16 protein-coding genes are annotated in these 15,369 nt (G+C 70.4%); 13 read left to right on the top strand and 3 right to left on the bottom strand.

What is annotated here, in order from left to right:
* Positions 1 to 37 precede the first annotated feature (37 nt).
* Positions 38 to 787 carry a helix-turn-helix domain-containing protein gene (locus ACIGDI_RS20530; protein WP_399898889.1) on the bottom strand — a complete coding sequence of 250 codons (750 nt, stop codon included), beginning with the start codon at positions 785 to 787 and terminating at the stop codon, positions 38 to 40.
* Positions 788 to 1,010: 223 nt separating this feature from the next.
* Here ACIGDI_RS20530 and ACIGDI_RS20535 point away from each other — a divergent pair, with 223 nt between their 5' ends.
* The 8 genes from ACIGDI_RS20535 (at position 1,011) to ACIGDI_RS20570 (ending at position 7,237) form a co-directional block, all read left to right on the top strand.
* The gene (locus ACIGDI_RS20535; RefSeq protein WP_399898415.1) at positions 1,011 to 1,676 is read left to right on the top strand and encodes a DUF4097 family beta strand repeat-containing protein; all 666 of its coding nucleotides are present in this window, start codon (positions 1,011 to 1,013) and stop codon (positions 1,674 to 1,676) included.
* Positions 1,677 to 1,705: 29 nt separating this feature from the next.
* Positions 1,706 to 2,671 carry an ATP-binding cassette domain-containing protein gene (locus tag ACIGDI_RS20540; protein WP_399898417.1) on the top strand — a complete coding sequence of 322 codons (966 nt, stop codon included), beginning with the start codon at positions 1,706 to 1,708 and terminating at the stop codon, positions 2,669 to 2,671.
* Positions 2,668 to 3,444 (top strand): ABC transporter permease, encoded by a 777-nt coding sequence (locus ACIGDI_RS20545; protein WP_399898419.1) that lies wholly within the window; start codon positions 2,668 to 2,670, stop codon positions 3,442 to 3,444. The genes ACIGDI_RS20540 and ACIGDI_RS20545 overlap by 4 nt, the downstream gene beginning before the upstream one ends.
* Before the next feature lie 56 nt (positions 3,445 to 3,500).
* Positions 3,501 to 3,932, top strand: a complete 432-nt coding sequence (locus tag ACIGDI_RS20550) for a signal peptidase I (protein ID WP_399898421.1) — start codon at positions 3,501 to 3,503, stop codon at positions 3,930 to 3,932.
* A gap of 309 nt (positions 3,933 to 4,241) precedes the next feature.
* Positions 4,242 to 5,588 carry a GH25 family lysozyme gene (locus tag ACIGDI_RS20555; RefSeq protein ID WP_399898423.1) on the top strand — a complete coding sequence of 449 codons (1,347 nt, stop codon included), beginning with the start codon at positions 4,242 to 4,244 and terminating at the stop codon, positions 5,586 to 5,588.
* A 26-nt stretch (positions 5,589 to 5,614) separates the two neighbouring features.
* Positions 5,615 to 6,010: a hypothetical protein gene (locus tag ACIGDI_RS20560; protein WP_399898425.1), complete on the top strand. Its 396-nt coding sequence runs from the start codon at positions 5,615 to 5,617 to the stop codon at positions 6,008 to 6,010.
* A 25-nt stretch (positions 6,011 to 6,035) separates the two neighbouring features.
* A complete protein-coding gene (locus ACIGDI_RS20565) occupies positions 6,036 to 6,452 on the top strand; it encodes a hypothetical protein (RefSeq protein ID WP_399898427.1) in 417 nt (138 codons plus the stop codon).
* A gap of 35 nt (positions 6,453 to 6,487) precedes the next feature.
* Positions 6,488 to 7,237 (top strand): D-Ala-D-Ala carboxypeptidase family metallohydrolase, encoded by a 750-nt coding sequence (locus tag ACIGDI_RS20570; RefSeq protein WP_399898429.1) that lies wholly within the window; start codon positions 6,488 to 6,490, stop codon positions 7,235 to 7,237.
* A 62-nt stretch (positions 7,238 to 7,299) separates the two neighbouring features.
* On the opposite strand, the gene ACIGDI_RS20575 is transcribed toward ACIGDI_RS20570, so the two are convergent.
* Positions 7,300 to 8,394, bottom strand: coding sequence for a helix-turn-helix domain-containing protein (locus ACIGDI_RS20575; protein ID WP_399898431.1), 1,095 nt, complete (start codon positions 8,392 to 8,394; stop codon positions 7,300 to 7,302).
* Positions 8,395 to 8,675: 281 nt separating this feature from the next.
* Here ACIGDI_RS20575 and ACIGDI_RS20580 point away from each other — a divergent pair, with 281 nt between their 5' ends.
* The 4 genes from ACIGDI_RS20580 to ACIGDI_RS20595 all read left to right on the top strand — a co-directional run bounded on the left by ACIGDI_RS20580 (position 8,676) and on the right by ACIGDI_RS20595 (position 11,713).
* Entirely contained in the window at positions 8,676 to 9,500 is an 825-nt protein-coding gene (locus ACIGDI_RS20580; protein ID WP_399898433.1) for a class II aldolase/adducin family protein, read from the top strand.
* A 211-nt stretch (positions 9,501 to 9,711) separates the two neighbouring features.
* Positions 9,712 to 10,296: a hypothetical protein gene (locus tag ACIGDI_RS20585; protein WP_399898435.1), complete on the top strand. Its 585-nt coding sequence runs from the start codon at positions 9,712 to 9,714 to the stop codon at positions 10,294 to 10,296.
* Positions 10,293 to 10,949: a vitamin K epoxide reductase family protein gene (locus ACIGDI_RS20590; protein WP_399898437.1), complete on the top strand. Its 657-nt coding sequence runs from the start codon at positions 10,293 to 10,295 to the stop codon at positions 10,947 to 10,949. Before ACIGDI_RS20585 ends, ACIGDI_RS20590 begins: the two co-directional genes overlap by 4 nt.
* 47 nt (positions 10,950 to 10,996) lie before the next feature.
* Positions 10,997 to 11,713 carry a response regulator gene (locus ACIGDI_RS20595; RefSeq protein ID WP_399898439.1) on the top strand — a complete coding sequence of 239 codons (717 nt, stop codon included), beginning with the start codon at positions 10,997 to 10,999 and terminating at the stop codon, positions 11,711 to 11,713.
* 11 nt (positions 11,714 to 11,724) lie between these two features.
* On the opposite strand, the gene ACIGDI_RS20600 is transcribed toward ACIGDI_RS20595, so the two are convergent.
* Positions 11,725 to 13,347 carry a GAF domain-containing protein gene (locus tag ACIGDI_RS20600; RefSeq protein ID WP_399898892.1) on the bottom strand — a complete coding sequence of 541 codons (1,623 nt, stop codon included), beginning with the start codon at positions 13,345 to 13,347 and terminating at the stop codon, positions 11,725 to 11,727.
* 323 nt (positions 13,348 to 13,670) lie between these two features.
* Here ACIGDI_RS20600 and ctaD point away from each other — a divergent pair, with 323 nt between their 5' ends.
* Positions 13,671 to 15,368, top strand: a complete 1,698-nt coding sequence (ctaD, locus tag ACIGDI_RS20605) for a cytochrome c oxidase subunit I (RefSeq protein ID WP_399898441.1) — start codon at positions 13,671 to 13,673, stop codon at positions 15,366 to 15,368.
* Position 15,369 lies beyond the last annotated feature (1 nt).

Below are 15,369 nucleotides of genomic sequence, written 5' to 3' on the forward strand. Positions count from 1 at the left end.
ATGCGCCAACTGCATGAGTCGTGAGAGATCGACAGGCTCACGCCTCGTGATCCCCAGCGTCCTCGGACTCGATCGCCACCGGCTTGGTGTGGAGGATTTCGCGGGCCTGTTCGGCGGCGCGGGCGAGGCTTTCGGAGACGAAGTCGAGGAAGCGGGCGGTGTTTTCGAGACGCGCGCCGGCCGGGGTGCCGGGACCGAGCACACCGACGCCCTGCCGGGCGGTCTCGGCGACCTGGGCGGTGGCCCTGGCGCTGGACATCATGGCCTGGTACATGACCTCGTCGTCGACGACGTAGCGCTCGCGGCGGCGTTCGTCGCGTTCCCTGCGGACCAGGTCCTGGCTCTCCAGGAAGGCGATGGCCTTGGAGACGGACGCGGGGCTGACCTGGAGGCGCTGAACGAGTTCGGCCGCGGTGAGGCTGCCCGTGTCGCTGACGGTGAGGCAGGCCATCACCCGCGCCATCATCTGGGGTGTGCCCGACTGCATGAAGACGGTGGTGAGGGTCTCCTCGTACGCGCGCACGGCCTCGGGGTCGCGTCCGTAGGGCTGCGGGGCCTCTTGGGTCCCGCGGGGCGCGGCCTGCCTGCGGCGGTGGGCCCGGCGTTCGGTGGCGCGGTGGGCTAGGTCGGCGCGGTAGGCGGTGGGGCCGCCGTTGCGCATCACCTCGCGGGTGACGGTCGAGGTCGGCCGGTCCAGACGTCGGGCGATCTCCGCGTAGGCGAACCCGTCGGCCAACCCCAGCGCGATCTGCTGGCGTTCCTGCTGCGTGAGCCTGCCGCCCGGCATCGTGGCCTCCTTCTCGGTGCGTGGTGGCCCGACTATAGCGTTCACCAACATTCCATTGCAACGAACGATCGCAGCTATTGCGTTAGCAGGCAGAACCGTTGCAACGAAATTGCGGCAACTACCTGCGATTCCCTAGTTCTTACGCAACAACGTCGTTGCCTGAATCGAGAACGCAACGTAGCGTTTCCAATGTCAGAAACAGCAACGACTCCAGGAGAACACCATGCAGAAGTTCGACACCACGGCCCCCGTCCTCGCCGTCCTCGCCATCCCCGCGGGACGCGTCCAGCTCATCGCCGCCGACCGCGCCGACACCACGGTCGAGGTCCGGCCGGCGGACGCCTCCAAGAGCCGCGACGTCAAGGCGGCAGAGCAGATCGAGGTCGTCTACGGCGACGGGGTGGTCCGGGTCACGGCCCCCGAGGCGAAGAACCAGCTCTTCGGCCCCTCCGGCGCCGTCGAGGTGACCGTCCAACTGCCCACCGGCTCCCGCGTCGAGGCCAAGGCCGCCAGCGTTGAACTCCGCGTTGTCGGAAGCCTCGGCGACCTCTCCTTCGACGGCGCCTACCGCCAGATCAAGATCGACGAGGCCGCGAGCGTCCGCCTCACCGCCGTCGACGGAGACGTCGAGATCGGCCGGCTGGGCGGCTCCGCCGACATCAGCACCGCACGGGGCGACATCCGTATCGGCGAGGCGGGACGCGGCACGCTCGACCTGCGCACGGACTCCGGCGACATCACCGTCGCGGTTGCCGCGGGCGTCTCGGCGTCCCTGGACGCCGGTACCTCTCGCGGCCGGATCGACAACGCGCTCAAGAACGACGGCAGCGCCGAACTCACCATCCGCGCCACCACATCGAACGGCGACATCACCGCCCGCAGCCTGTAATCCACCATCCGTCCCAGGGGGAACCTCTCATGACCGACCTGGCCATCACGGCGAACGGCCTGCGCAAGTCGTACGGCGACAAGACCGTCCTCGACGGCATCGACCTGCGCATCCCGGCCGGCACGGTGTTCGCGCTGCTCGGCCCGAACGGCGCGGGCAAGACCACCACCGTGCGGATCCTGTCCACCCTCGTCACCGCCGACGCCGGCAGTGCCCAGGTCGCCGGCCACGACATCACCACCGCACCCGACGCCGTACGCGCCGCCATCGGCGTCACCGGACAGTTCTCCGCCGTCGACAACCTCATCACCGGCGAGGAGAACATGCTCCTCATGGCCGACCTGCACCACCTGCCCCGCCACCAGGGACGCCGCACGGCCGCCGAACTCCTTGACCGCTTCGACCTCACCGACGCCGCCACCAAACCCGCCGCCACCTACTCCGGCGGCATGAAACGCCGCCTCGACATCGCCATGACCTTGGTCGGCGACCCCCGCATCATCTTCCTCGACGAACCCACCACCGGCCTCGACCCCCGCGCCCGCCACACCATGTGGCAGATCATCCGCACCCTCGTCGCCGACGGCGTCACCGTCCTGCTCACCACCCAGTACCTGGAAGAAGCCGACCAGCTCGCCGACCGCATAGCGGTCCTCCACGACGGCCGCATCGCCGCCGAAGGCACCCCCCAGGAACTCAAACGACTCGTCCCCGGCGGCCACATCCGCCTGCGCTTCACCGACCCCACCGCCTACCGGACCGCCACCCGCACCCTGCCCCGGATCACCACCGACGACGACAGCCTCACCCTGCGCATCCCCAGCAACGGCAGCCAGCGCGACCTGCGCACCCTCCTCGACCACCTGGACGACGCCGGCATCGAGGCCGAAGAACTCACCGTCCACACCCCCGACCTCGACGACGTCTTCTTCGCCCTCACCGCCGACACCCACCGAACCGGCCACACCGACCAGCCCAAGGAGAACGCCCGATGAGCACCCTCACCCTCGCCGTGCGCGACTCCTCCACCATGCTCCGCCGCAACCTCCTGCACGCCCGCCGCTACCCCTCCCTCACCCTCAACCTCCTCCTCACCCCCGTCATGCTGCTCCTGCTCTTCGTCTACGTCTTCGGCGGCGCCATGAGCGGCGGGGCGGGGCGCTCCGCCTACATCGCCTACATCGTTCCCGGCATCCTGCTGATGACGATCGGCTCCACCACGATCGGCAGCGCGGTCGCGGTCGCCACGGACATGAACGAGGGCATCATCGCCCGCTTCCGGACGATGGCCATCCACCGCGGGTCCGTACTCTTCGGGCACGTCGCCGGCAGCGTCCTGCAGTGCCTCATGAGCGTGATCCTCGTCGGCGCGGTCGGTGTGGCCATCGGCTTCCGGTCCACCGACGCCAACGTCCTGGAATGGCTGGCCGCGTTCGGGCTGCTCGCGCTGTTCTCGCTGGCACTCACCTGGATCGCGGTCGGCATGGGGATGAGCAGCCCCAACGCCGAGGCCGCGGGCAACAACGCCATGCCGCTGATCCTCCTGCCGCTCATCTCCAGCGCCTTCGTCCCGCTGCACTCCATGCCCGGCTGGTTCCAGCCGATCGCCCAGTACCAGCCCTTCACCCCGGCCATCGAGACACTGCGCGGACTTCTCCTCGGTACCGAGATCGGCAACAACTGGTGGATCGCCCTCGTCTGGTGCCTGGGCCTGACCGTCCTCGGCCACCTCTGGTCGAAGGCCCTGTTCGACCGCGAGTCCAAGTAAGCGACCGGTAGGTGCCCCTGCGCGAGCAGGGGCACACTGCTGTTACCTTCCGAGCCATGAACGACAGCGTGTATGTGGGCAACGCGGGCAAAGACGCGGCACTCGACCGGGGGTGGCTCCTGGGGCACTTCAAGGACGCCTCCGACCCTCGGCACAGTGAGGACGTGGAGATCAAGTGGGGTGTCCACCCGCGGGGCGACGAGCGGGCGCAGTGGGTGACCGGCGAGGCGCGGACCGCCCTGCTGGTCCTCATCAGCGGACGCTTCCGGGTGGAACTCCCCGGACGGGATGTCGTCCTGACCGAGCAGGGTGACTACGTCGTATGGGGACGGGGAGTCGACCACTCCTGGTACGCGGAGGAAGAGTCCGTGGTACTGACGGTCCGCTGGCCCTCCGTCCCGGGCTACAAGGTCGACGAAAACGACAAGGTCGACGAGAACCGATCCGCCGCCGGTGACGACCATTCGCTCAGCACGGCCGCATCGTAGGCTCGCCGTCCGACCCGAATGTGCGCAGGGTCGACGGACTCACTGAGCCACGTCACGAACTGACTGACCACGCCGGCTCGTTCAGCCACCCCCGGGCTCGACGTCCGCCCCCTTCTCCCCCTCCCCCGCCCCCGGTCCGTCGTCCCCGTCCCACGGCCGTCCCAGCGGTGATCCGTTCTCGCAGGTCACACGCACGTGACCATCCCGGTGTCCCAATCCACCGGTGGGCAGGGCCAGTTCAGGACGACCGCTGCCAGCATGATCCGGCAGCCGGGAACTCCCGGCCTTTCATACGAGGGGGAACACCGGATGGGACAAAGGACGCTTCTGCGGGGTCTGACCCTCGCCGTGGCAGCGGCCCTGCCCCTGTACGGACCGACGGTGGTACAGGCGGCACAGTCCGCGGCCACCGCCGTCGCCGTCTGCGGGCACACGAGCGCACAGCCCACCCTGCAGAGGGGATCGACGGGGGACCCGGCACTGGAGGCGCAGTGCGAGCTCAACCTGGCGACGAAGCCGAGCCGGTACACGCCGATCGCGGCCGACGGCACGTTCGGGCCGGCGACGGAGACGCGGGTCAAGGACTTCCAGCGGTGCGCGGGGCTCGCGGTGGACGGCGTCCTCGGCCCGCAGACGTGGTCGGCGCTGAACACCTGGGCCGCGCAACCGCACACCTGCGGCGTGCAGGGCACGTCGAGCTCGGCCGAGTCCGCGGTGTGCGGCCACACCGACACGCGCCCCACCCTGCGCAAGGGCTCCAACGGCGTCGAGGTCAAGGAGCTGCAGTGCCGGCTGAACCTGGCCATGGAGCCCTTCCACTACCCGCCGCTGACGATCGACGGTGACTTCGGTGGCGGCACCGAGTCCCGGGTCATCGAGCTCCAGCACTGCGCGAATCTCAGTGCCGACGGCGTCGTGGGCCCCAACACCTGGGCCAAGTTGGTGGACTGGTCCGCCCGCAACACGTACTGCGCGCCGCCGCGTCCGGCCGGCTACTCGATCGACGGTCTGGACACGGCCAAGTACCAGCACCCCGGCGGTGCACCGATCGACTGGAAGGCCGTACGGGCCTCGGGCGTCGAGTTCGCGACGGTCAAGGCGACGCGGGGCACGAACGTCACCGACGAGTACCTCGCCACCGATCTCCCGGCGGCCAGGGCGGCGGGGCTGGCCGTCGCGCCGTACCACTTCTACACGGGCTCCTCCCCCGACACGGGTGCCGCGCAGGCCGACCGTTTCATCGCCGCCGTGCGGGCGACCGGCTACACCGGGCAGCGGGCGGGCGACCTGCCGCCCATCTTCGACCTGGAGCGGATGGACGACGGCAGCGGGCGCTGCCCGACCTACGGCACGGTCGGTGACGCCAAGGCCTGGCTGGACCGGGTGGAGGCGGCCTTCGGCCGCACTCCGATCATCTACACGCAGAAGTCCTTCCTGGACGACTGCCTGGGCTCGACGACCGCCTTCGCCCGCTATCCGCTGCAACTCGCGGACTACCGCCAGTCGATCACCCAGCCGCCGCTGCCCAACGGCTCGACGACCTGGACGATGTGGCAGTACACCGACGCCGCCGTCGTCCCGGGCATCAAGGCCCCGGCGACCGCGGACGTGTTCAACGGCACCCAGGCCGATCTGGACCGGCTCGCCAACCGCTGACCCGGCCCGACCACAGGAGAACCCGCATGACCACCCGGTTCACCCGCGCGTTTCCCGTCGCGCTGCTCCTCTGCCTGGGCATCACCGTCCCGGCGACCGGCTCCGCCTCGGCCGCCCCGGCCGCCGCGGCGACCACCTGCTACGGCGGTGCGGTCACCGTGCGCTACGGGGACGCCGTCGAGTTCGGCCCCTACTGGACCACGAGCCGCTGCACCGACATCAACATGCGCGTCGTCGGCGGCACCGCCGACTACGTCAACGCCTGCGTGAAGTTCGCCAAGTACGGCACCTGCAACCGCTGGACCAAGGTCGGCCGAAGCTGGACGACCATCGCCACCGACGTCCTGAACGACACCAAGTTCACGGTGCCCGCCGGCGTGCCCCTGGAGGGCGACGACGCCGTCATGCAGATCGCCTTCTGACCCTCCTCCTCCGACGGAGACCGACATGACCCGTACAAGAGCGTTCGCCTCGGCCCTGTTCACCGCGGCCGCACTGCTGGCAGCGGGCGTCGCGCCCGCCTCGGCGCAGACCTCGGCCGCCGCCACCAGCTGCTACGGCGGCGCCAAGACCCTGACGTACCACTACCAGGCAGCCGCCAAGGAATACGGCACCTACACCACGTCCTCGCGGTGCAACGACATCAACCTCAGGCTCATCACGGACGAACCCGGAGTCTTCCTGGACGCCTGTGTGGTGTTCGTCGACCACACCACCAAGTGCAACAACGACGACGCGTACACCACGCACGGCACCGAGTGGGGAACCGTCGCCACCGACGTCAAGGACGGCACACACTTCGTCCTGCGCATCCACGCCTACGACACCGACGCCCAGAACGTCACCTTCCAGATCGCCTACTGACCTTCCCCGCACCGCCGTTCACCGAAAGGACGACCATGACCTCCTCCTTCCGACCCATGGACCGCCGTGCCATGCTGCGTGGCACCCTGGCCGCCGGCGCCGGCATCGCGTTCGGCCAGCTGCTGTTCTCCGGCACCGCGCAGGCCTACGGGTGGTCGCGCACCCTGAACGAGGGCGACAGCGGCGCCGACGTCACCGAGCTGCAGGTCCGCGTCGCGGGCTGGGCCGCGGACAGCGCCAGCCACAGCCGGGTCAGCATCGACGGGGACTTCGGCCCCGGCACGGCGGCGGCCGTACGCCGGTTCCAGGCCGCGTACGGTCTCTCCGCCGACGGCAGCGTCGGACCCAACACCCAGGCCAAGCTCAACTCCCTGGAGCAGGCCGACGGTTCCACGCTCCACTTCAACTGGAGCGAGTTCGTGAACCAGACGGACGGCACCTTCAACGGCGGCAAGCTGAGCGCCTCGCAGGTCAAGGAGAACGTGCGCCGCTGCATGTACAAGCTGGAGGCGCTGCGCAAGAAGCTGGGCGACAAGCCGATCACCGTCAACTCCGGCTTCCGCAGCATCGCGCACAACGCCGAGATCGGCGGCGCCAGCGACAGCATGCACCTGTACGGCACCGCGGCCGACCTCGATGTGTCCGGCGTGTCCAACAAGACCGTCTACCAGAAGGCGGAGACCTGCGGGTTCTCCGGACTGGAGACGTACAACACCGACCACCAGCACGTCGACAGCAGGGCCGACCTGGGCCGTGACTGGTGGTGGGAGAACGGCACGGTCTGACGCCGGCCGTCGGCGGTCCGGTGTCCTCGGGTACCGCGGGTGAGTATCCGAGGCACCGGGCCTCAGCTCTTCGGCGTGTTCTTCAACGCCGCCTGGCAGGACGGCCAGTCGTGGAAGTCGTGCCGAACGGCCCACAGCCGGTGGGCCGCCCTGATGTTCCAGTCCGGGTCGAACGCCCGCAGCGGTGTGCCGTCGAGGTCCCGCAGGCGGGCGTCGGAGATCTGGAACACCCCCCAGTTGCGGCTGCCGTTGGTGTTGGGCAGCACGTACAGCGGGTCGAGGAAGGACGCGCAGCGGGCGATGGCCACGGCGGTGCCGGGGTCCTCGACGAACACCTCGCGGATCCGCTTCGCCACCCTGGCCGTGGGCCAGGTCGCCATGCTCACCTTCTGCGCGTACAGCGCCTTCTTGGTGTCCTCGTCGACCACGCCTCGGGCCGTCACCCCCGCCAGCACCTGGAACGCTGTCACTCTGCGCAGGGTCTCCGGACCGAAGTCCCCGTCGACGGCGAGTCTGCCCTTGGCGCGCACCAGCAGGCGCTGCACCTCACGCACGCACTCGTCGTGCTCCCCCATGCTGACCGTCCCGCACGCCGAGGAGTCCAGCACCTTGTCGCCCGCGGCCGGGGAGTCGCCGGCGGTACGCCCGGAAGGCAGCCACACGAAGCCGGCCACCAGCATCACCGCGAGCACGGCGGCCAGGACCGCCCATCGCGAGGAGAGCTTGTCGGGCAGCCGGTACCGTCGCGGCGCCCCGTCCCGGCCGACGGTGACCCGCGGCGGGGTGACGTCCTCCTCCGGTACGGCGGTCGTCTGCGCCCCCTCGGCGGGTGAGGCGGGTGCCTCGCGTGCGCCGGACACCGGTTCCCGGCTCTCCTCGGTCGATACGGCCGATACGGCCGATACGACCGGTGGGGCCGGTTGGTCCGGTACGGCTGCCACAGCCGGAGCGTCCCGCTCGCTGTCCGCCAACGCCCACAGCCGATGCAGTTCGCGCAATTCCTCCGCACTGGCGCCGCACACCTTGGCGAAGGCGTGCACCACCCGGTAGTCCGCCGGGACGCCGAGGCCTGAGCAGTACCGATGCAGACTGGAGCCGCTGACGCCCGCCTCCTTGCCGAGGCGGTCGTAACCCCGGCCACTGCGGTCCTTCAGCATGCGAAGGCGAGCCGCGAATTTCTCTATGTGCGGAGAGGCAGCCACAGAACCACCCTTGATCAGGCCTCTACTGACGGGTAGAAGCTACACCGCAGGGGAGAAGTCGTACGCATGTTCACACAGGAAGGCACCAGCCAATTCGTTTGTGAACGGGGCCAGTTGAAAGTCCGTGACGCGTTGACCCCTCGGACCCCCTGAGGGGGTCGTTCGGCTCTGTGTCGGGCCGCGGAACACGCCTAGCGTGAAACCGGCGGTGAAACGTTTCACGAGGGGCAAGAGCCATGCCGACGACGACATCCTTTCCGAACCTCGACGACCTGCTCGCCGACATGGGCGCGGCCGGCAGCCGGATCAGCGACATCGGTGCGAGCGAGGCAGCCGCCGGCAACCTCTCGGTGTACGTCGGCCCGGATCTCGACCTGGGCGACCGCTTCCCCCACAGCGAGGAGATCGTGCTCCCCCTGCCCGTCCCGGCGCTGGCCGGGGGGACCGTTCTGGTGACCGGCTCCGGACGCCGGCTGCGCCAGCTCGCCGAGGACCCGCCGGCCGGCATCGGCGCCGTACGCATCCACCGCGACGGGCGGACGGCCACCCTGCGCACCTCGCCGCGTCGCCGGTTCGCCCGCCTGACCAGTGAGTTCAACTCACATCTGGCGGTCCACCAGGACCAGGTGGCGCGGCGCGGCCCGGACTTCCACGCGGCGGTCCATGCCCAGCCCCCGCACCTGACATACCTCAGTCACATCCCCGCCTACCGCGGTACGGCGGCCCTCACCTCCCGCATTCTGCGCTGGGAGCCGGAAGCGGTCGTCAGCCTGCCGGAGGGGGTCGTGGTGCTCGACTTCATGGTCCCCGGCTCGGCGGAGCTCATGGCGGCCAACGTCGAGGGGCTGCGGGACGCGCAGGTGGTGCTGTGGAGCAAGCACGGGGTGATGGCCCGCTCCTACGTGTCGGTCACCCACGCCGTCGACCGGATCGAGTACGCCGAGACCGGTGCGCGCTACGAGTACATGGACCTGGTCGCCGGGCGGCCGGCCGAGGGTCTGACCTCGGACGAGATCAAGCGCGTCGCCACCGCCTTCGACATCGCCTCGCCCTGGGCCTGAGCCCACGCGTCCGGCGCGTCGCAGATGTTCGTGGCGAGGACCTTCGGCCCTTGCCGGCCTTCGGCGCACTGGCTTCACTGAGCCCGCGGGCCTGTCCATGGGACTCGTCTCCCGCCTGCGAGCAGGGCCCGGCGGCCCTCGCGCGGGGCGGTGGCGAGCAGGGCCCGCGGGCACCGGGAAACGTGAACGTCGTAGGGCGGAGGCTGGCGGAATGATCGCGGCGGTGGGGCACACCGATCTGACCGGGGACACGCTGGAGCTGGTGGAGAACGAGCTGCGGGCGGCGCTGGCCCGCCTGCCCGGCGACACAGCGGGGTTGGTGCGGGCGGGGGCCGGGGTGCCGGTGGCGTTCGGCCGGGCCGCGCGGGCGGCGGGGCGTGACCTGGTCGTCCTGACGCCCACCCAGGGGCTCGTCCCGGCGCTGCTGCCCGAACGGGACCGGATGGCGACGGGCGAGTTGCTGCTCCTCGCCCGTCAGGTGCGGCTGCTGCCCTACGACCCGGCGGACCGGGACGCCTGTGTCACGGCCGACGAGCGGATGATCGCGGAATGCCGCCACCTGTTCGCCGTCTGGGACGGCTCGCCCTCCGACGGCCGTGACGCCACCGCCCACCTGGTGGCGTACGCCCGCGCCCACGGCATCGAGGTCGAGGTCGTCTGGCCCGACAAGGCGGCCCGCGGGACGACTCCCGGCGTACCGGCGCGTCCCGCCGCTCGCCGTCCGCACGCGATCGCCCACACCGCCGTGGGCTCGGCACCCCTCCTGGCCACCGGCAAGACGGAACACGTTCGATGAGCAGCACGACCACCGCCGCTCCCGAGGCAGGACGGGCACCGGAGCGGACGCGACAGAGCGCGCCAGGCGGCGCGAGTGGTGCCTCGCATGCCTTCGCCTGGCTGCTGATCGTCTCCGGCGCGCTCGGCGCCCTCGCCTCCTTCGTGATCACGATCGACAAGATCAGGCTCCTGCAGGACCCGCTGTTCTCCCCCTCGTGCAATCTCAGCCCGGTCCTGTCGTGCGGCAGCGTCATGAAGAGCGCCCAGGCGTCCGTGTTCGGCTTCCCCAACCCGGTGCTCGGCCTGCTCGCCTACCCGGTGGTCGTCACCGTCGGTGTCGCGCTGCTGTCCGGTGCCCGCTTCCGGCGCTGGTTCTGGCTCGGGCTGAACGCCGGCACGCTGCTCGGCGCGGCGTTCTGCATGTGGCTGATGACGCAGGCGCTGTACGAGATCGGTGCGCTGTGCCTGTGGTGCTGCCTGGCCTGGGCGGCCACCATCGCGATGTTCTGGTACACCACGGCGCACAACCTGCGGCACGGCATCGTCGGCGCTCCGCGCGCGGTGGTCGCGGGGGTGCTGGAGTTCCACTGGGTGGTACCGCTCACCTGGTGTCTGAGCATCGTGATGCTGATCGCCACCCGCTGGTGGGACTACTGGCAGACCCTCCTCTGACCCGTCCGACCGCCCACCCCGTCGTCCGACCCTCCGTGGAAGCCCCCATGCACACCGACTCCGCCCCCTCCCCCGAACCCGCCGCACCACTGCGGGTGTTCATCCTCGACGACCACGAGGTGGTGCGCCGAGGGGTGCGTGACCTGCTGGAGGCCGAACCGGACATCACCGTGGCCGGGGAGGCGGCGACCGCCCAGGAGGCGCTGGCCCGGGTGCCCGCGGTCCGCCCGCAGGTCGCCGTGCTGGACGTGCGGTTGGGCGACGACGGCAGCGGCGACCGCGCGGGGGTCGAGGTGTGCCGGGAACTAAGGGCCGGATTGCCCGAGTTGGCCTGTCTGATGCTGACGTCGTTCGACGACGACGAGGCGCTGTTCGACGCGATCATGGCCGGCGCGGCCGGGTATGTGCTCAAGCGGATCGACGGCTCCGACCTGGTGGAAGCCGTGCGCAAGGTGGCGGGCGGGCAGTCCCTGCTGGACCCGAGGGCGACCGCACGGGTGATGGCGAGGCTGCGGGCCCCGCTGCCGGCACCCGAGCCGGCCGTGTCGCCCGAGCTGGAGCGGTTGTCACCGCGCGAGTTGGAGATCCTGGATCTGATCGGCGAGGGACTGACGAATCGTCAGATCGCGGAGCGGCTGTTCCTCGCCGAGAAGACCATCAAGAACCGGGTCTCGTCCATCCTGGCCAAACTGGGCGTCGATCGCCGCGTCCAGGCGGCGCTGCTGGCCGGCCGGCTGCGCGAACGGCAGGGGCCTTCCAGATAGCCGACGGTCCTTCACTCGGCGGGCAGTTGTATCCGCCACGTCAGCCGGGTGCCGCTGTCGGCGGTGGACTCGGCGGTCAGCGTCCCGCCGTACCGCTCGGCGTGCGAGCGCGGGCCGGGCGGGCCGTCACCGGCCTTGTGCCCCGGCGGCACCGTGCCGTCGTCCGTCACCGTGAGGGTGAGGCGGTCCCCGGTCATCGGCACGGCCAGGACCACGTCCGCCCGGGTGGCGCCGGTGTGCCGGGCGATGCCGTCGAGCGCGTCGGCGGTCACGGCGAGCACCTGCTCGGCGATCTCGGCGGGAACCGTGGAGTCCACCGGCCCCTCGATCCGCAGTGCCGGGCCGAACCCGAGGGACCGGGCGGCGAGCCGGACGGCCTCGGGCATACGACGGCGCAGTCCCGCTCCGCCCCGGTCGTCACCGGCGGACCGCAGTTCGAAGATGGCCGTACGGATGATCTCGACGGTGGTGTCCAGGTCCCGCACCGCCCGTCCGACGCGTTCGACGGCGTCAGCGCCGCCCAGCGTGCGGGTGGTGCTCCGCAGGGTCATGCCGGTGGCGAAGAGCCGCTGGACGGCGAGGTCGTGCAGGTCGCGGGCGATCCGGTCGCGTTCGCGCAGCACGGCGAGTTCCCCGGACTCGGCGCGGCGGCGGGCGAGTTCGAGGGCGAGGGCCGCCTGGTCGGCGAACCGGGAGACGAGCAGCACCTCGGTGTCGTCGAAGGCCGCTCGCCCGCTGCGCCGGCTCAGCCGCAGCGCGCCGCAGGAGGCGGCGTCGAGAGGCAGCGGGACCGCGACGACGGGCCCGTACGAGGCCGTGCCGTCCCCGGCGCCGAACGGGCGCACCCGGGGGTCGTTCTCGGCGTCCGCGACGGCCACGGCCCTGCCGGTGCGCGCCGCCTGCCCGGCGAGGGACCCGTGGGCCGGGAAGGACAGACCCGTCAGGTTCCCGGCGTCGGGCCCGTGCGCGGTCTCGACGGTGAGCCGGTCTCCGTGGGGGCCGGACGGGAGCAGGACGACGGCCTGGTCGGCGTCGGCCAGCTCGCTCGCCCGCCGGGCGATCAGGCCGAGCACCGCACGTGTCTCGGTGCCGGCGAGCAGAGTGCGGCCGATCTCGCCGAGCGCCTCCAGCCACTGCTCCCGGCGGCGGCTGTCGTGATACCTGCGGGCGTTGTCGATGGCCACGCCGGCGGCCTTGGCCAGCGTGGTCAGAAGGGCCTCGTCGTCGGCGTCGAAGTCGGCGCCGTCCCGCTTCTCGGTCAGGTACAGGTTGCCGAACACCTCGTCGCGCACGCGGATGGGCACACCCAGGAAGCTGTGCATCGGCGGATGGTGCTCGGGGAGGCGGAGGCTGCCGGGGTGCCGTGTCAGGTCGGTCAGACGCAACGGGACCGGGTGGCGGATCAGTTCACCGAGGATGCCGCGCCCGCGAGGGGGCCGGCCGATCCGGGCCGCCGAGTCGTCGGGGATGCCCACCGTCAGGAACTGCGTCAGCCGCTGTCCCTCGCCGATCACGCCCAGGGCGCCGTACTCGGCGTCGGTGAGCTCGACGGCCGCCTCCACGATGCCGCGCAGCACCTGGGACAGCTCCAGCCCGCGACCGAGGTTCATGACCGCGTTCAGGAGGCCGTGCATCCGCTCCGGTGCGTCGAGCCGTGGGCGTGACGGGAGCGCCGCCCGCGCTGGTGATTCGGACATACCCGCCGTTCCTGGGCCGGTCTGGTGCTCAGCAGCGTACGACACGCGAGGTGCTGACCGGGGGTCCGTCGGCCCGCCGGGGCGAAGTGGGGCCGTTGGGCCCTCATGGTGTGCCGGGGCGGGGGACTTTGGACCCTATCGGGACAGGGTGCCCCTCGGCCGATCATGTGGCGGCGGCCCGGAAGGCCCGGTCACATCCCTCACCCGTGGCCCTTCCCGGCTCGTCGTACGACATGAGCAGATCGGGAGGACGCCGTCCGGTGGACGAGGCACAGATACAGCAGGTGGAACCCGCGCGCCCGAAGGCCGCGGTCGCCGTGGCGGGACGGCCGGTCGGACGGGCGGAGAGCCGGCCGGCCTGGACGGACTGGCTGACGACCACCGACCACAAGAAGATCGGGACGATGTACCTCGTCACCGCCTTCGTGTTCTTCCTGGTGGGCGGTGTGATGGCGCTGCTGATGCGTGCCGAGCTCGCCCGGCCCGGGCTGCAGATCATGTCGCAGGAGCAGTTCAACCAGGCGTTCACGATGCACGGCTCGATCATGCTGCTGATGTTCGCCATGCCCCTGTTCACCGGCTTCGCCAACTGGATCATGCCGCTGCAGATCGGCGCCCCGGACGTCGCCTTCCCCCGGCTGAACATGCTGGCCTACTGGCTCTTCCTGTTCGGCTCCTCGATCGCCGCGTTCGGCTTCCTCACCCCGGGCGGTGCCGCCGACTTCGGCTGGTTCCTGTACGCCCCGCTGTCGGACGCGGTCCATTCGCCGGGGCTCGGCGCCGACCTGTGGATCATGGGGGTGGCGCTGTCCGGTTTCGGCTCGATCCTGGGTGCGGTCAACTTCATCACCACCATCGTCTGCATGCGCGCGCCGGGCATGACGATGTTCCGTATGCCGATCTTCGTGTGGAACGTGCTGCTGACCGCGGTGCTGATCCTCATCGTGTTCCCGGTGCTGGCTGCAGCGCTGTTCGCCCTGGAGGCGGACCGCAAGTTCGGCGCGCACGTCTTCGACGCGGCCAACGGCGGTGCCCTGTTGTGGCAGCACCTCTTCTGGTTCTTCGGCCATCCAGAGGTGTACATCCTGGCCCTGCCGTTCTTCGGGATCGTCTCCGAGGTCGTCCCGGTGTTCTCCCGTAAGCCGATGTTCGGCTACATGGGCCTGATCGGCGCGACCATCGCGATCGCGGGTCTGTCCGTGACGGTGTGGGCGCACCACATGTACGTCACCGGCGGTGTGCTGCTGCCGTTCTTCTCGTTCATGACGTTCCTCATCGCGGTCCCGACCGGTGTGAAGTTCTTCAACTGGATCGGCACGATGTGGAAGGGGTCCCTGAGTTTCGAGACCCCGATGCTGTGGACCACCGGCTTCCTCATCACCTTCACCTTCGGCGGCCTGACCGGCGTCATCCTCGCCTCGCCGCCGATGGACTTCCACCTCTCCGACTCCTACTTCGTGGTCGCGCACTTCCACTACACGGTGTTCGGCACGGTGGTGTACGCGATGTTCGCCGGTTTCCACTTCTGGTGGCCGAAGATGACCGGCAAGATGCTCGACGAGCGCCTCGGCAAGATCACGTTCTGGACTCTCACCATCGGCTTCCACACCACGTTCCTGGTGCAGCACTGGCTGGGCGCGGAGGGCATGCCGCGCCGGTACGCCGACTACCTGGCGGCCGACGGCTTCACCGCCCTGAACACGGTCTCGACGATCGGCTCGTTCCTGCTCGGCATGTCGATCCTGCCGTTCCTCTACAACGTGTGGAAGACCGCCAAGTACGGCAAGCCGGTCGGCGTCGACGACCCGTGGGGCTACGGCCGTTCGCTGGAGTGGGCGACGTCCTGCCCGCCCCCGCGCCACAACTTCGCCTCGCTGCCCCGCATCCGGTCCGAGTCCCCGGCGTTCGACCTGCACCACCCGGAGATCGCCGCGCTCGAGGCCGAGGCGGTGAGGTGAC

Origin of the sequence: Streptomyces sp. NPDC085900 (assembly GCF_044540925.1) — a bacterium.
Classification (GTDB): Bacteria; Actinomycetota; Actinomycetes; order Streptomycetales; family Streptomycetaceae; genus Streptomyces; species Streptomyces gilvifuscus.

Bases quoted from the DNA above. Each gene is read 5' to 3' on its own strand.
- ACIGDI_RS20550 (WP_399898421.1), top strand. From the start codon at position 3,501: ATGAACGACAGCGTGTATGTGGGCAACGCGGGCAAAGACGCGGCACTC.
- ACIGDI_RS20565 (WP_399898427.1), top strand. From the start codon at position 6,036: ATGACCCGTACAAGAGCGTTCGCCTCGGCCCTGTTCACCGCGGCCGCA.
- ACIGDI_RS20575 (WP_399898431.1), bottom strand. From the start codon at position 8,394: ATGCTGAAGGACCGCAGTGGCCGGGGTTACGACCGCCTCGGCAAGGAG.
- ACIGDI_RS20590 (WP_399898437.1), top strand. From the start codon at position 10,293: ATGAGCAGCACGACCACCGCCGCTCCCGAGGCAGGACGGGCACCGGAG.
- ACIGDI_RS20535 (WP_399898415.1), top strand. From the start codon at position 1,011: ATGCAGAAGTTCGACACCACGGCCCCCGTCCTCGCCGTCCTCGCCATC.
- ACIGDI_RS20560 (WP_399898425.1), top strand. From the start codon at position 5,615: ATGACCACCCGGTTCACCCGCGCGTTTCCCGTCGCGCTGCTCCTCTGC.
- ACIGDI_RS20580 (WP_399898433.1), top strand. From the start codon at position 8,676: ATGCCGACGACGACATCCTTTCCGAACCTCGACGACCTGCTCGCCGAC.
- ACIGDI_RS20595 (WP_399898439.1), top strand. From the start codon at position 10,997: ATGCACACCGACTCCGCCCCCTCCCCCGAACCCGCCGCACCACTGCGG.
- ACIGDI_RS20555 (WP_399898423.1), top strand. From the start codon at position 4,242: ATGGGACAAAGGACGCTTCTGCGGGGTCTGACCCTCGCCGTGGCAGCG.
- ACIGDI_RS20570 (WP_399898429.1), top strand. From the start codon at position 6,488: ATGACCTCCTCCTTCCGACCCATGGACCGCCGTGCCATGCTGCGTGGC.
- ACIGDI_RS20545 (WP_399898419.1), top strand. From the start codon at position 2,668: ATGAGCACCCTCACCCTCGCCGTGCGCGACTCCTCCACCATGCTCCGC.
- ACIGDI_RS20600 (WP_399898892.1), bottom strand. From the start codon at position 13,347: ATGCACGGCCTCCTGAACGCGGTCATGAACCTCGGTCGCGGGCTGGAG.
- ACIGDI_RS20530 (WP_399898889.1), bottom strand. From the start codon at position 787: ATGCCGGGCGGCAGGCTCACGCAGCAGGAACGCCAGCAGATCGCGCTG.
- ACIGDI_RS20585 (WP_399898435.1), top strand. From the start codon at position 9,712: ATGATCGCGGCGGTGGGGCACACCGATCTGACCGGGGACACGCTGGAG.
- ACIGDI_RS20540 (WP_399898417.1), top strand. From the start codon at position 1,706: ATGACCGACCTGGCCATCACGGCGAACGGCCTGCGCAAGTCGTACGGC.